15 protein-coding genes are annotated in these 14,712 nt (G+C 62.9%); 8 read left to right on the forward strand and 7 right to left on the reverse strand.

The window, feature by feature from the left end:
- The first annotated feature begins 50 nt into the window (after positions 1–50).
- Entirely contained in the window at positions 51–1,070 is a 1,020-nt protein-coding gene (locus VGN62_RS08075; RefSeq protein WP_327452574.1) for a hypothetical protein, read from the forward strand.
- Here VGN62_RS08075 and VGN62_RS08080 read toward each other — a convergent pair.
- Positions 1,028–1,414, reverse strand: coding sequence for a hypothetical protein (locus VGN62_RS08080; RefSeq protein ID WP_327452576.1), 387 nt, complete (start codon positions 1,412–1,414; stop codon positions 1,028–1,030). The two genes, VGN62_RS08075 and VGN62_RS08080, sit on opposite strands and share 43 nt — an antisense overlap.
- Before the next feature lie 48 nt (positions 1,415–1,462).
- Between VGN62_RS08080 and VGN62_RS08085 the strand changes: the two genes are divergently transcribed.
- The 4 genes from VGN62_RS08085 (at position 1,463) to VGN62_RS08100 (ending at position 6,185) form a co-directional block, all read left to right on the forward strand.
- Complete coding sequence (locus tag VGN62_RS08085; RefSeq protein WP_327452578.1) at positions 1,463–2,515, forward strand: hypothetical protein; 1,053 nt, start codon at positions 1,463–1,465, stop codon at positions 2,513–2,515.
- 23 nt (positions 2,516–2,538) lie between these two features.
- Positions 2,539–2,991 (forward strand): hypothetical protein, encoded by a 453-nt coding sequence (locus tag VGN62_RS08090; RefSeq protein WP_327452580.1) that lies wholly within the window; start codon positions 2,539–2,541, stop codon positions 2,989–2,991.
- 102 nt (positions 2,992–3,093) lie between these two features.
- Entirely contained in the window at positions 3,094–5,301 is a 2,208-nt protein-coding gene (locus VGN62_RS08095; protein ID WP_327452582.1) for a hypothetical protein, read from the forward strand.
- A 155-nt stretch (positions 5,302–5,456) separates the two neighbouring features.
- A complete protein-coding gene (locus VGN62_RS08100; protein WP_327452584.1) occupies positions 5,457–6,185 on the forward strand; it encodes a hypothetical protein in 729 nt (242 codons plus the stop codon).
- A 160-nt stretch (positions 6,186–6,345) separates the two neighbouring features.
- On the opposite strand, the gene VGN62_RS08105 is transcribed toward VGN62_RS08100, so the two are convergent.
- The gene (locus VGN62_RS08105) at positions 6,346–6,807 is read right to left on the reverse strand and encodes a hypothetical protein (protein WP_327452586.1); all 462 of its coding nucleotides are present in this window, start codon (positions 6,805–6,807) and stop codon (positions 6,346–6,348) included.
- Between the two features lie 9 nt (positions 6,808–6,816).
- Positions 6,817–9,795 (reverse strand): Ti-type conjugative transfer relaxase TraA, encoded by a 2,979-nt coding sequence (gene traA, locus VGN62_RS08110; protein WP_327452588.1) that lies wholly within the window; start codon positions 9,793–9,795, stop codon positions 6,817–6,819.
- Between traA and VGN62_RS08115 the strand changes: the two genes are divergently transcribed.
- Positions 9,794–10,291 carry a conjugal transfer protein TraD gene (locus tag VGN62_RS08115; protein ID WP_414713030.1) on the forward strand — a complete coding sequence of 166 codons (498 nt, stop codon included), beginning with the start codon at positions 9,794–9,796 and terminating at the stop codon, positions 10,289–10,291. The two genes, traA and VGN62_RS08115, sit on opposite strands and share 2 nt — an antisense overlap.
- A 16-nt stretch (positions 10,292–10,307) precedes the next feature.
- Positions 10,308–10,538 (forward strand): conjugal transfer protein TraD, encoded by a 231-nt coding sequence (locus VGN62_RS08120; protein ID WP_327452590.1) that lies wholly within the window; start codon positions 10,308–10,310, stop codon positions 10,536–10,538.
- Between the two features lie 199 nt (positions 10,539–10,737).
- Here the strand turns inward: VGN62_RS08120 and VGN62_RS08125 are convergent, their stop codons facing one another.
- The 3 genes from VGN62_RS08125 to VGN62_RS08135 are packed head-to-tail and all read right to left on the reverse strand — an operon-like array spanning position 10,738 to position 12,867.
- Positions 10,738–11,667, reverse strand: coding sequence for a HEPN domain-containing protein (locus VGN62_RS08125; protein WP_327452794.1), 930 nt, complete (start codon positions 11,665–11,667; stop codon positions 10,738–10,740).
- A gap of 58 nt (positions 11,668–11,725) precedes the next feature.
- Positions 11,726–11,977 carry a sigma factor-like helix-turn-helix DNA-binding protein gene (locus VGN62_RS08130; RefSeq protein WP_327452592.1) on the reverse strand — a complete coding sequence of 84 codons (252 nt, stop codon included), beginning with the start codon at positions 11,975–11,977 and terminating at the stop codon, positions 11,726–11,728.
- Positions 11,974–12,867 (reverse strand): ArdC family protein, encoded by an 894-nt coding sequence (locus tag VGN62_RS08135; protein WP_327452594.1) that lies wholly within the window; start codon positions 12,865–12,867, stop codon positions 11,974–11,976. The genes VGN62_RS08130 and VGN62_RS08135 overlap by 4 nt, the downstream gene beginning before the upstream one ends.
- A 550-nt stretch (positions 12,868–13,417) precedes the next feature.
- Here VGN62_RS08135 and VGN62_RS08140 point away from each other — a divergent pair.
- Positions 13,418–13,639 carry a helix-turn-helix transcriptional regulator gene (locus VGN62_RS08140; RefSeq protein ID WP_327452596.1) on the forward strand — a complete coding sequence of 74 codons (222 nt, stop codon included), beginning with the start codon at positions 13,418–13,420 and terminating at the stop codon, positions 13,637–13,639.
- Between the two features lie 55 nt (positions 13,640–13,694).
- Here VGN62_RS08140 and VGN62_RS08145 read toward each other — a convergent pair whose 3' ends face one another.
- On the reverse strand, positions 13,695–14,018 hold the full coding sequence (locus tag VGN62_RS08145) for a DUF736 domain-containing protein (protein WP_327452598.1): 324 nt from the start codon (positions 14,016–14,018) through the stop codon (positions 13,695–13,697).
- Between the last annotated feature and the right edge of the window lie 694 nt (positions 14,019–14,712).

Raw genomic sequence — 14,712 nt, forward strand, 5'->3', positions numbered from 1 at the left:
AAAAACGACAAGCGCGGCGCTATATCCCGATCATGCCTGTAATCTCCTCGATGACCCTCCCGCGCCCCAATGACTTCGAGGAGTTCGAGCGCGTGACGCTCGCCGCCCTCGCGCAGCGCTGGCAATCGCCCAATCTTCAGAAGAACGGCCGCAAGGGTCAGAAGCAGGCGGGGGTCGATATCTACGGCGTCGACGAGATCGGCCGCCCGGTCGCGATCCAATGCAAGAATTACGCGCAGGCGCCGAAGCTCGCGCTGATCAAGAAAGAGATCGCGAACGCCGGGGCGTATAAGGGCAAGCTGGGTACGCTGTACATTGCGACATCGGCCGATCACGACTCGAAGCTCCAGCAGGAGGTGCGCCTTCTATCCGAAGCGCGCGTTGCGTTGGACAAGTTCGCGGTCGCGATAATCTTCTGGGACGAGATCGTAGACGGGCTCGCGCTGAACCCGCAGGTTATGAAGAATTTCTACCCGCAGATACACCTGCCCGCGCCGACTCACGTCAACAAGGAGCGGCTGCTCGCGGCGCTCGAGCTCGGCTATTACGGTTCCTTCCTGTGGGACTATATCGAGCTGATCTATGGCGAGGTCGGATGGATGGCGCAGGAGGATACCGATCAGATCGAGGTGATCCTGCGCATCGTAGAACGGCGCGTGATCCAACTTCTCGATGACGCCGATCAAGCGGTCATCGGCAAGAGCCTCGGCAAGGTCCGCGTCGGCTGCAACAAGAAGAGAAAGAGCCAGAAATCCTGGCACCGCGTCGAGGACCATGCCAAACGGATCGCGACGCGCGTTAAGGCCGCGACGACTTTCCTCGACGTTGCCGAGGGCAATGCGCTCGGGGTCGGCATGTCGCTCGGCACAGTATACCTCCACGCCGACGACAAGCCGAAGAAAGCGGCGCGCGACGATATCCAGGCGCGCATCGCGGCGCTGGCGCCCGGAATCGATGCCGAGACGGTCGCCGCGGCCTTCAGGAAGGTCCGCTCGAAGCGCGCGGGCTATCAGTGGGCGCCGCCGATCTACACGAGCACCGAGCGGCAGATCCGATCGCTGCCGGCCTGACCGGCGCGCGAAAGCCAAGAAGCGGGGTCATGCAGCGAACCGTCGAGATTGCCGATTTCGAGCTCCCGCGCGGCGCCGTTTCGATTTCCGAGCTGATGGCGATGGACCGGGCAGGCTGGGAACATCTGCGCGCCGAAATCAACCTCCGCCACAAGGCCGATCCCGATAATCCGCTCGCGCGCTGCCGGCTGTGCCGCGCCGGCGTCTATATCAAGGCGCAGGTGACACGCGCGGGCCATATCCCGCTGTTCGCCCACTACGCCGGAAGCCCAGCCGACTGCCCGTGGTATCAGGGCGCCAATCTCGTCCCCGACGACGCGCGCGCCGCGCAATATCGTGGCCATCAGGAATGCGCGCTCCATCGTTCGATGTGTGACACGATTGCGGCGTTTTTGAAGGCCGATCCGCGCTGCACCCACGTCGCGGTCGATCGCTATCTCAAGCCGCATATCGAGGAGCGCGGCCGCTATCCCGATGTCTATGCCGAGCTGGGCCAAGCCGGAAAATTTGCTTTCGAGGTTCAGCTTTCCAAGCCCTTCGCCTTCGAAATCGCCGCGCGGCACTTACACTACAGGGCCGAAGGCGTCGCACTTATCTGGTTGTTCCGCGATATCGCGACCGAACTGCCGCAAGGGTTTCGCGACGTGATCGCCTTCCAGCGCGGCAATGCCTTTCTGTTCGACCAGGCGGCATTTGAGGCTTCGAACGACCGCGGACGGCTGATGCTCTCGGCGTGGCTCGGGGATAGTCGTGGTGGCTGGCTTAAACCACGGCTGGTGGGGCTCGACGATCTTGACCGCGGCAACGGCCGCTCGGTGTTTCTCGAGGATCGCCGGACGCCGCGCCTGCTCTCGCGCGGCCAGGAAGTGCGCGAGAAGTGGTGGCAGGCGCTCAAGACCGGCAAGCCGTTCGATTTCACTGATCCTATTGTGGACAAACAGTTCGGTCCCGCCTGGGACTCAATCAAAAAGTATGTGCCCGCACTTTCGGAATGGAAGAATGAGTTCTGGCGCGCGCATAATGCGCGCGGCCGTCCGCATTTTTTCGAGGTCGCCGCGATGCTCTTTTCGATCGCGCGGAGCGCGGCCGTTGGCGAAGAGCGCGTTTATGTTTCGCGCTACAAGGACAAGAGCCGGTTGGCCGCGATGCTTAACGCGCGCCTCTCAAACTCAAGCTACAAACCCTATGCTGACCTCGTCGAGACCATGCTTGCCAGAAGCGCTATGGCACATTGTCTGGGACGTCCATCGCTCCATAACGCGCTTGCGGAGGCGAGAGGCCACACGGCACAGGTTGGGCAGGAGCATCCGATCTGGGAAGCTGCTGCGCGGTTGTTTCCCGAAATATTCGACGGATTGCTCCGTGCGGAGCTGATCGATCTCGACCATTTGCCCAACTGGGCTAAGCCGATGCCCGCGCGCCCCACGAGGGGCCCTGAGCCATGACTGGAACGTATGGAGGAACGAGAGTGGCAAAACGAAAGCCTACGCTGTCGGATGAGCGCCTCGCCGATATCTGGAATGTTCGCGGCATCGACTACGCAGAGGGCGAACTCGCCGGCTTCGACAGGCTGATCTCGTCGGCGGTGAGCCGGTGCCTCGCTGACGATGAGGATAATCGCGCCGAACTCGCAGACCTTGTGTCGCTGGTGCTCGGCGAGCGAGTCTCGGTGATGATGCTCGACGCCTACGCGAGCGAGGCGCGGCGCGGGCAGCGCATTCCGGCTTCGCGTTTCCTCGCACTGATCGCAGTCACACGGCGCTTTGACATTCTCGATGCCATTCTGCGTGAAGTCGGCGGCAAGGCGCTCGATCGCAGCGATGCGCAAGTCTATCGCCTCGGCAGGCGCTATCTCGACAGTCTTCACGCCTCGCGGCGGCTCCGCGAAACCGAGGCCGAGATTTTCGATGCGGCGTCCTGATGGACCTAACCGGATGCGCTCCCAGCGAGACGAGGATCGACAGTGACGCGGAAAAGGAAGGCGCCGACGCCCAAAGGCAAGGGTAGAAGGGGCGGCCGTCCCGTGGCCGACCGGCTCGCCGTGCATCCGGTTTCGATGGCCGATCAGGCGGCGATCAAGGACGAACTCGTCGCCAATGCGGCCTTTCAGGTCGAAGCCTTCCCACAGTTGCAGGCCGACCTGCTGACGCTTTTCCGCCGCGTGCACCCGCTTCATCTCATCGCGATCGTCGGGCAATATGGGCTGTTCGCACCGGTTTCTAATCAAGGCATCGCCGACGGCACACTCATGGAAGGAATTCAGCAGCATCATGTCGAGCTGATGCAAGCCTTCGCCTTGGCCCTATCCGACGCCGAATGGGGCGTTTCGCCGGCGACGCCAAAGGATGTGGAACAGGCCGTTGACACTGTGAAGGCACTGGCTGACGCGTTCCACGCGCGCCGGTTTCTCGAGGCCGAGAATGTTGAGGAGAAGAGCGAGCGGTATCGCCTGATGTTGCGCGAGAAGATTCGTCTTCATACCCAGATGATCCGCAACTGGGGGCATTTCGGCCAAGTCGTCGACATCACGCGCCGCCTCTATTTGCCTCTCGATCCGCTCCTGCGCGAGGCGCACGGTTTCGCGGGGACCGAGCTCATCTCGGTCGCCAAGGCGATGCTGGACCTGCATCAAAAGCGATCGAGCGCGCGCTTTCAACAGCTCCAGCGCGTGTTCGCCGAACAGACCGTTCGCGGCGCGGTCAGCCGCTACTATGCGCTCTTCATGCCCAGCGAGGATCCGGCACCTTTCCTTGCCATGCTTCCCGCCGAATGGCCGCTTGATACCGTGCGGCAGCGCCTCCTTGCTCATGCCGACACGCAGCTTGCTAGACAGGCCTCCTATGCGCCGGACGATCTAGCGGCGACGACGGGGCTCCCTGCCGGGGTGGTCAACGCCGTCCTTGGCGCACTCGCCTTTGCGCCGGGCGCTCTCGCGTCGATGGACCGCGAGCATCTGTTCCTCGGTAATCCGGTCTGGACAGTGCCCGCGATCGACCTCGGATCGGACTATTTCGTCCCGGCGCCGCAGTCGATTTTTAGCTTTATCCACGCGATTATGCGGCGGCTGGCAACCACGCCCGAGCTAAAAAAGGCGCTCGAACGTCGCCGCGCTGAATTTCTCGAGACAGAACTGGCCGAGCTGCTCGCTGAGGCGCTGCCCGGCGCGCAAGTGCAATCGGATATCGCATGGTCGCTCGACGGCCGTCGCTACCAGACCGATGTGGTGGCGAAGCTCGACCGCGTCGTGGTGATTGCCGAAGCCAAATCGGCAGCGCTTACGGAGGCCGCGCTGCGCGGTGCCCCAGAGCGCGTCCGCAAGCATGTCGGCGAGTTGATCGTCGAGCCGTCGCAGCAGTCGCTGAGGCTCGCCGGCCTGATCGAGCGAGCCAGCGGCGGCGATGCTGATGCCCGCGCCATCCTGACGCCGTTCGGCGACGATTTTTTCGACGTCGACGAAGTCGTCCGCCTGTCGGTGACGCTCGACGATTTCTCGATCATCGCATCTTCCGAACCCGAACTGCGGCTAGCCGGCTGGTTACCCGAGGATGTGCCGCTCGGCTGCACAATGGGGATCGCCGACCTCGCCGCGGTCGTGGAAATTCTCGGCGACCCGGCGCGGATAATTCACTATCTCGCCGAGCGGCAACGGATTCAGAAGACGCTCCAGATACTCGGGGACGAGATGGATTTCCTCGGTTTCTATCTCGAGACGGGCTTCAACATCGCTGCGATCGAACGCAACAGGCCGCGGCTTTCGATCAGCGGCATGTCGGCCGAGATCGACCGCTGGTTCATCAATCGCGAGATCGGGCGGATGCAACCGCCGCCTCGATTTGCGATCGATCATTACTTTGCAAAGGTGATGGATGCTGTGCGGCGCCATGGGGAACCAGGATGGCTGACGATCACGCTCGATCTGCTGCGTGCCTTCGACTGCGACGAGCAGGCCGAGGTCGTCAAATCGCTCGGCCAGCTGCGTAAGGAGGCCATCCGGCGGCGTAATGATCGCGAGCGGACCGCGACCCTGCTCGTCACGCCGCCAGCCAACCGGCGCACCGCCATCCTCTTCCATGTCTACCCGCAGGAATATGCCGCGGAACGCCATCAATTGGGTGCCAAGCTCGGCGCATGGGCGCTTGAGACCAGCGGACGCCATCGATGCCTGATGATCGGCCGCGACACGTCGCGCTGGCACGAGCCCTATTCCTATATCGGCTTCGCCGAAGCCTGAGCAGTCCCGCCCCTGGCTTGCGAGTTCCTCAAGAAGGTCGAGACAGCTTTGAGCGGATTTCGTATCGCTTCCTGCCTTTTGGACGACGGCAGCGAGACAAGCCTTTGCATAGCAGCGCGATAATCGAAGACGCGGTCAGCACGCTTGCAAATACGATGAGACTCTATGTCGAGGCGCATCTTCGCTTCGGCGATCTGTTCAAGGTCGATCCCGAAGAGGCGATCGACAATATAGATCGCGCCTTCGAGGCGAAGCTCGAGGCCTTCCATTCGCTGTACGACGTATCGAAGACGCTCTTTGCATATTTCGATGATGGCGACACCGCGCTGATCATCGCGATACGAAACGCGATACATCATCGCGACCACCCGCTGTTTCGAAGTCTCAGGCGACGCCTTTATCTTGATGAGTGTGGCGTGGATCGCTGGCTGGGCGCGTCGTTTCTGCTTGCAAGTCACCCGACTCTTCATGGCGCCCCAGTTTGGATGTCCCATCATGTTCGGTTGGACGACATGGATTCGCGCCTCGACCCGTCCCGTGCTTCACCCTATCTCGACACCGGAGCGGGCATGGCGAAGATCGCCGGCAGGTTCGAGTTGATCGACCGGCAGCTCGCGCTTCCGGCGATCCGCCGGTTCCGCGATCGGCACCGATTTCCCGACGACCAGGCCTATGTCGATCTGATGCCGATCTTCGTCTCGGCCGTGTGCAAGGTCTTCAAGGCGATGAAGCACGCGGGGATAGGCTTCAATCGATTCGACGCCAGAACCTACCTCGCCCCCTTTACGTCAGAGCTTGAGATCGACCTCGGCAACCACGACTTCAGGCAGCTGCGGATGCGCGGATGGGGTGCACTCGACCTGATGCCCATTCCCATCGAATAGGTTCAAGCGCGTTCGCGCCTGCAAATGGCGGCAAAGGACCAACGTCTGCTTTCTGGCCTTAGTAGCTTTGGATCGAATGGCCGAAATCAGGCGCGTTCCGGACATAACGCGTTGAACATTTTGCTGTCCGCGTAAAAACCGCAGACAACCCTAGCCGACGTCAACTCCAAGTCGCGACCCCGATCAGGGCCATGAACGCGCCAAACAGAACACCCCCGGTTGCCGCCCACGTCACCCACCAGTCCTGCTCGTCGTTTGACCGTCGCTGCTTGATCATACCCTCGACGCGGCCAAGTGAGTGTGAAAGCGCGTCGCGGGCCTCGCCGACAGATTTGCGATACTCCGCACTAAAAGCCATCGACGCTTGGTGACTTTCGGCGGCAAGGGTCAGCGGCGTAAGGCGCATCGCGGGTTTGTCGTGGATGCTCGCGATGTGCTGATCGATCTGATCGAGCCGCGCGTTCATGTCACGAAGGGTCAGCGAATAGTCGGGCAGCTTTTCCTTTGCAGACGTGAGTCCCTCGATCGCGGTCCGTTGCAGAGAAATCTCACTGCGCAGATCATCAAAGGCTTTGGCGGCGTCGTTGGAGGGCGGGGCGGCGGGGGTGAGTTTGCGTGTCATGGACGCAGCCTACATCGAGATCCCCAGCCCGCGTCCAGCGCCTAGACTTAGCTGGAGATCCTGAGACAGCGTTTTCCCTCTCATAGCGTCCAGCCCGAGCTGAGCGCGGCGATTTTCAAGGAGCGACTCGAGCTGCGGATCGCGGTGAAGGCTCTTCGCCATGCTCGTGAGGTTGGCGCGCGCCTCGTCACGCGCCGCATATGTCGGCGCCTTGCGGGCTATCGTGCTCTCCTTCTTCCATGTCTCAACAAACTGGTCGGCGCGCTTCTCGGTCTCGGCGGCGAGCCTCTTCGTGTCGACGGCGAGCCGCGCGCGATCGCGCGCTGCACGGTCCGCCGCCGCGCGCTCGGCGACGCGTGCCGCTTCCTGCCGTTCCATCGCCGCGATCGCGCCCGCCGTCCGCCCTGCGGCGGCCTCGCTGGTGAGCTTATAGCTTTTCCCGAACGCCTCGCGCAGATCGTTTGCGCCGCCCGGACGCAGCGTATCGAGTTCCTGCCGGGCCTTGCGATAGGCGTCGAGCTCGTGCGGCAGCTCCTTCCCTCCGGCGCGCCGGACATCGACGATGTCCTTCGTCATCTGCGCAAAGCGCTCGACCGCCTTGTCGAGTGGGGGTTGTGCAGGGGCGCGATCAAGGAATCGGCCGCTGACGCGGACCTCCGATAGTTTGACCTGCCGCAGCCGCTGAGGCGGAGCCTCTTCCAGTGCTTTGCGCGAGACGGTAAGCTTCAGCCCGTCGAACATGCCGCGTTTGGGCTCGGCGGTTTTTGCCGGTTCCGGCGCACGCACGCGATAATCGCTGGCCATATCCTTGCCGCGCTCGCGGCTGAGCGTGCGGACGAGTTTGGACTGATTGGCAAAATCATCGCGGCCATAATGGAGATCGACGGATTCGCGGTGGCGCGACATGGCAACATAGGCTCCGTGCCGATCCATTCCCGGCGTCGCGAGCACCTGCACCCGGTCGACCGTCATGCCCTGGGCCTTATGGATGGTCGCGGCGTAGCCATGATCGATATGAGCATAGTCCTTGAGGTCGAACGCGACGTTGCGCCCGTCGTCGAGCATGACAGCCATGCGCATTCGATCGACATTTCGGACCGTGCCGAGCGAGCCGTTCTTGACGCCCAGATCGCGCTCGTTCCGCAGGAACATGACGCGGTCGCCTTCCGCAAAGCTGCGGCCGCCACGCTCGACATTGATCGCGACATCTGCGCCAAGCGCCCCGCCGGCGCGCAGTCTGTCTCGGGCATCGTCATTGAGCTGGCGCACTTCGTCATTGGTGTGGGTAAGAATAATACGGCTCGCATCGGGATGACGCTGCCGATCGCGATCCCACGCATCGACAAGTTCGGTGCGCGCCGCATCGCGGGTAACGGCGGCGTGGACATGCCCGGCCTCGGCATAGCGACCGACCGCATCGCCGGTCCGCCCGGTGGCAAGCTCGCGCGTCGCGTCGCGCTGCCATTCTTCATGCTGGCGACGGATGGATGTAATCTCCACCGCCCCGTGGCGCTCGGCGGCGGCGCGGAATGCCGCGCCCGCTTCGATCGCCTGCAACTGCTCTGGATCGCCGACCAAGACGACCTTGGCGCCCTGCTTTTCGGCTTCGGTCACGACACGCTCAAGCTGGCGCGTTCCGATCATACCGGCCTCGTCGATGACGAGAATATGTTTGCTGGTCAGCCGTTCGCGGTCATTGGCCCATTGATGTTCGAGGCTCGCCAAGGTCCGCGAGCCGATGCCGGAACCATGTTCCAAACCCTCGGCGGCGATGCCCGACAGCGCAGCGCCCTGCACCTGATAGCCCGCCGCCTCCCAAGCTTCGCGCGCCACGCCAAGCATCGCGCTTTTGCCCGTGCCGGCATAGCCAATGACATTGCTCACACCGCGCGCCGATGTGACATGCTCAAGCGCGCCGCGTTGCTCAATCGATAGATCAAGGCCGCGTGCTGACGCGCGCGCAAGCGCCCGTTCGCGATGACGATCGGCGACGCCATGGTTGCGGCGCGCGTCGAGCGTCGCGGTCGCGCGTTCAAGCCTTTGCTCGGTCTCGATCATGGCGCGCGAGGTGAACCGATCTTCGCCGCGCCCGTCCTTGCCGAGTGCGACCAATTCGGGCGACGCTTTCACCGCACCCATGACGGCATCGAACTGGATCGTTCCCGCGCTATGTCGATGCACGAACATCGCGAGGTCGCGGTTGGTGAAGGTGGCCTGCCCGTGGGTAATGGTGTCGAGAGCGATCGACGGGTTGGCGAGGATTTTCTCGCCGTTCCGCCGCGCAATATCGAGATGCTCTTCGGCGCGGTCGACTTCGAGCCCCTGCTCCACCATCCGCGCAGCAGCGGGACCGATCTTGTGCTGGGGTTCGAGCTCGATCCCCTGCGCTTCCAAGGTGCGATGATCGATGCGTGCATCGATATCGAGCGCGGCGAGCCGTTCGTTGACATGATCGGCCCAGGCTTCGCGCCAACGCGTCAGCAGCTCGGTGCGGTTCCAGTCGCGGACCTTGGCGCCGAACTCGGCCGATCCGTCTTCGCCGATGCGGATCTCGCGCATCGTCAGCATGACATGGGCGTGAGGCCGCGCCAGCCCGTCGGCGCCGATGTCCCAGTGAACATTGAGGTCCGCGATCATGCCGCGTTCGACGAACTCGTCTCGGACGAAGTCGCGGGCCAGCTCGATGCCCTGCTCCTTGGTCATCTCGCGCGGGATCGCGAACTCGATCTCGCGAGCGAGCTGCGCGTCTTTGCGGATCTCCGCGGCCTCGACGTCATTCCAGAGCTTTTCGCGGTCGCGCCATTCCTCTGGCGCATTCTCCGGCAGCAGCACTTCGCTGTGGACGACACCCGCCTTGTTCGAGAAGTCGTGGCTTCGTCCAAGCCGCTCGTCGTGCAGCCGGTCGGCCGAACGATAGGCCGCGGCGGCAACCGCGCTGCTGCCTACGGCGCGGGAAATCACTTTTGCCGAGAAATGATAGATCGCCATGGCGGCAATCCATTTACAGCAAAACGAGCACGTCGGCACGACGTATAAGCGCGCCCTCACACGATTTCATCGCGCTCGGGATCACAAAGTCGCAAGAGATTTCAGCTGCTTGAATGGCGATGAGACTCGGCATAATTGGTTCGTCCGACCCCATCAAACGGAAGGACAGACGATGCGTAAACTGCGCGATTTCGACGCCGAACTCCAGGTGCTCACCGACAAAGCCAAGGCGCTCAAGACAAAGAAGCAAGGTCAGCTCGGCGAGCTGGTGATCGCCACCGGCGCCGATGCGCTGTCGATCGAACAGCTCGCGGGCGCATTGATCGAGGCTGTCGGCGCAGACGGGGCACGGAAGGAAGCGTGGCGCAAAAGCGGCGCGGCCTTCTTTCGCGGAAGCAGCACCGGTACTCGCCAAGACGCTCGCCGCAACGCGGGCGGCGCATCGGCGATCGGTGCAGGCGCGCAACCGCCTTCAGGCGAAGCGGGCGCGGCATGACACGCGAGCCTGGCAGGTGAAGCGCCGCGAGCGCACGCGTCAGCTAATCGAGTTGGGCGGCCTCGTTGCCAAGGCCGATCTGATCGAGCTGACCGGCGATGATCGGGCGATCATCCTCGGGCTGCTCGTCGAAGCCGCTGCGAAGCTGCGCGGCGAAAGCCGTGAGCAGCAAATTCTTCTGTGGCGCCGCCGGGGGCGGCGCGCCTTCAACAGCGACATTAGCGCTGATGCGATGTCGAAACTTTGATAGAGCTGCAAAAACCGCACGGCTGCTTCTCGCGCCGAAAGCCGTTTGCACCGCCGAGACCGCGCGTCACAACATTGGCCTGCGAACGCACTGACAGATTGAGGCGATCGGTGACGCAGTCGTCACAGATTGCCACGCCTTCGAGGCGCTGGATCAGTGCCTCGATTTGCCCCGCAATGGTCATGCGCCGGGGCATAGATCAGCGACCAGCCTGTGCGGCCGCTTCAAGCTGGGCGATCCGCTCCGAACAGATCGCGTGCACGGCGCGGCCCAATTCTTCGACGCGCTCGCCAAGCCAGCGCAATTCGTCTTCGGTGATCCGGTAATGTTTTGAATAGCGCGCCTTTACATAAGCTTCCTTGAGCTTTTCGAAGTGCTTGCGATCTGCTTTCAGTTCGCGCGGCCAGGCATCGACGAGCCGCATGTCGATGCGCTCGGCCTGGGTGCGCAGAAAGCCCAGATTGTGAACGTGAGGAGTATAGAAGGTACAAACGAGAAGCACGGTATGGTAAAGCCTCTCTGTCGCCTGATGCATGTCGAAAGCTGCTTTCTTCAGCCAGCCTTGTTGCAGAGAATGCAGCGCTGAACCGTGAAACTGGCCAGCGGTGGGGTACCATTCTCCGAAATATTCCTGCGCCATGGCGAGCGCCTGCTCGGGCGTCTTCGGCTTCGGCTTGTGCAATTCCTTGTCGTCAAACTCGTAGAGCGCGATCCCATCGCGCGCGACGTCCATGAAGAAATAGCGCCCGTGCGCGAGTCCGTCGTTCACTTCCTGGATGGTGTGGACGATGAAATTGACCGGCGTATGGAGCGTCTTGTCGATCGCCAGCTCGCGGTTGAGCCGGTCCTCGACTTTCAGCCAGTAATCGACCTTTTCGGTCAGCCGCTTGTCGCTGACGATGATCAGCAGATCGAAGTCCGAGCGATAGCCTTTGGCGGTGTGCGGCTCATCGACCCAACCGCCACGCGCATAGCTGCCGTAGAGGATGATCTTGTCGATCCGGCCCTTCTTCTTCCAGTTCATTGTCGCCAGCGCTATGCTGTCGGCAAATTCTTCGAAGATGATTTGCTTCACGCGCTCGAGTTCGCGCTGCTTGTTGGCGGGAAGATGATCGAGGTCGGTGCGCATTGTTTTCACCCTGTAATTGGATGCGCCGGATGGCAAGCGCCATCCGGCGCAAGCATGGTCACCACAGCCGGAAACGCCACCACCATGGATCCTTTTCATCCATGGCTTTCATCATGATACGCAGGCTCGCTGCGAAGTGATTTTCGACGTCGGCGACGCTGATGTCGAACCGTTCTGCAATTTGCGGATAGGTCATTTCATCGACGCGGATCGCCAGAAACACCATGCGGTCCATGCCGTGCATCTGGTCCACGACGCGCTCGGCGCGCCAGAGGCGCAGCCGCTCTTCGCGCGACATGGGGGCGCTCATTGCTCGGCTCCCGCGAAGGCGAGCAGATAGTCGCTCGCCTTGCTTGCCTGACTGGCGGCGCGAAAAATCGCCTTCTCGTCATCGCGCAGCACCGACAGCCACGATGCGATGTAATCCGAATGCCGCACGGTCGGCGCGATTCCGAGCGAAGCGCAGGTGAACGCCGCCGCCATCTCCGCGACAAGCTCTTCTTTGGCGTATGCCTCGGAACCGAAACCTCCCTTCTGGTCCCGGTCGAGCCTGCTGCCGTGGCCGGTCCAATGGCCCAGCTCGTGCAGCGCAGTGCGATACCAGTTGATGGGTTCAGGAAACGCCGCCTGCGACGGCACCTGCACAAAGTCATGGCTAGGGCTGTAAAAGGCTTCGCTCCCGCCGATATTGACCCGCGCGCCGGTCGCCGCGATCAGCGAGTCGGCCTCGGCAATCGTGAGCACCGGGTCGGGGCTGACCATCGGCGCGAGATAGTCTTCGGGTAATCCCTCGCACTGGTCGATGTTGAAGACGGTAAAGCGTTTCAGGAACGCAACCTGCCGCGCTTCGCGATCCTCGCTGCGCGCCTGTTCCTGCTCGGCCTTCGGCGTAAAGCGGTCCGCATAACAGATGACCGTTCCCTTCTCGCCGCGCCGGACGTTGCCGCCTGCCGCCTCGGCCTGCCGGTAGGTCAGCCAGCGCTGCGAGGCATAGCCCTTGGCGACGACCTCGGCCCACAGGATCAGGACATTGATCCCGCTATATTTGCGGCCCGTCCCTGCATTCTGCGGCATCGTGCAGCCGCACGCCGCGCTGTCCCACGGCTGCACCCAAGGCAGCCGTCCTTCTTCAAGCTCGGCGATGATCCGGTTCGTCACCTCCGAATATAGGCTCGCCCGCTCTATCCTTTCTGCACGCATATCCTTTCTCCTTCCAGCCACCGCACCCCGGCCCGGAAGGGGGCGGGGTGGGCGGCAGGAGGGAGCCGGCAGACCCGCATCATCGGACGGGCTGCATCCGCAGGATCGCAACGAAGTGGAGAACCCGCGGTACGCGGGTTGCGGCCCGGCCGGGCGGGGCTAGAGGCGAGTGACGCCCACCCTGCCCCCGACCTGCCGGGACAGACCAACGCCGCCGCGCAGCGGCGACCGCATGCGCGCCAGCGGCGCCCTCCCCCATAGCGAATCGGGCAGACGCCGCGCCGGTTACGGCGCGTCATTGGCGGGCGCGGCCGTCCTCGACGGCCTCATTCGCTCTCGGCCGCGACATCGGTGGGACGCTGTGAGAAAAATAAATGCGGATGCGCCAAGGCCGCCCGCAGACCTCCATGGACGCCGACGGATACCGGCGGCCCTACGCCAGAAGACTACGCCGAAAATGGCGGTTTTCTAAGGTGTTGACGTTAGCGCCTCTCATGCTTTCTTTATCTCGTGTCGACGCAAAATCGTTCAACAGATGGAGTAGAACAGCATGGCATTACAATCTCCCCTCCGCCTCATGCGGCTCAACGAAGTCCTCGATTTGACCGGCCTCAGCCGCGCGACCCTCTACCGCAAGATCGCTGCCGGGACCTTCCCGACACAGCATAAGCTCGCCGAACGCTGCTGCGGCTGGCGCGCGGGCGAAGTCGAAATGTGGCTGCGCAACCCGCACGCGTTCACGATCGCCGATCTCAAGCGCGAAGCGGCTTAGGGTCAAGCATGGCAAAGCCCCGCGCCGCCGAAGCGGCGCGGGGTGGAAGTCCGTCTCAATCGGCGGGGTTCCAGATCAGCGCGTAGCCGTCTTCGCCGTCCTGGCCAGCAGCGCGGCCGAGGTTGGCATAAATCCGGCGCGGCCCGAACTCAGGGGCCGCGAGGGTCAGCGACACATAGGGCTTGCCCGATGCTTCGCCGGTGCGGACCCAGCCCGCGCCGATCTCGACGCCTTCGGAATAAACCCGGTAGTCGGGCTGGACGTCGCCGCTCTTGGAGCGGTTGGTGCGGATCTCGATCGCCGCGCGGATCGTGAGAGTTTTCAACTGGCCCACGAAGCCTCCTTCGATGGTGCCGTTCACAAAGCCGATAGCTGCCATTGGTCGTCTCCTTATATGTGCCGCGGGACCATCCCTGCGACATGGGCGGACCAAGGACTGGCGCATGAGGCGATCCGCGAACCCGCAGGGCCGCAGCGCAGAGGAGGAGTCCGGCGGCGCGATTATTTGAGAGCGAAGCGGCCGCGAGGAGCCGGCGCAGCCGGCGGGGAAATAATCGCGCCGCCGGACTTTCGCGGGGCGCCGCGCCGGTCCAGGTCAACTCGCCCGTCGCCGGGGATGATCTTCGACTCGATCGGGATGACAATCAGCAGCACTGAGGTAGTGACGCCATGGAAGCACGGTGGCCAAGCGAAAGACACGGCCCCGTTCTCCAAAGACAGGTCATTACAGACGGATCATCGCAGGCGTTGCGCGATTATGGTTCCTCCGGCGTCGTAGCGCAGATTGGGCAACCCACCGAGGCACCGGGAAATGCAACGATCCGCCGCGCCATCGCTCCGTTTTGGCGGAACTGTACAATCCTGCCCGACCGGGAATGGCCATAGGCATTGCAACACGATCTTTCGTCAGACGCTCCCTGATTGCGACCCAGGGGACCGTTCGGTGGTGGGGGGCGATATTCTGCAACGCAGACCATCGTTTAAGGCGGCGCGATTTATCGCGCCGCCTTTTTTCCTTGCCGAGTCCGCGCGCCGTCGCCGCTTGCGGCGGCGGCGCGCCAAAAATGAAAGCG

Origin of the sequence: Sphingopyxis sp. (assembly GCF_035998905.1) — a bacterium.
Lineage (GTDB): Bacteria > Pseudomonadota > Alphaproteobacteria > Sphingomonadales > Sphingomonadaceae > Sphingopyxis.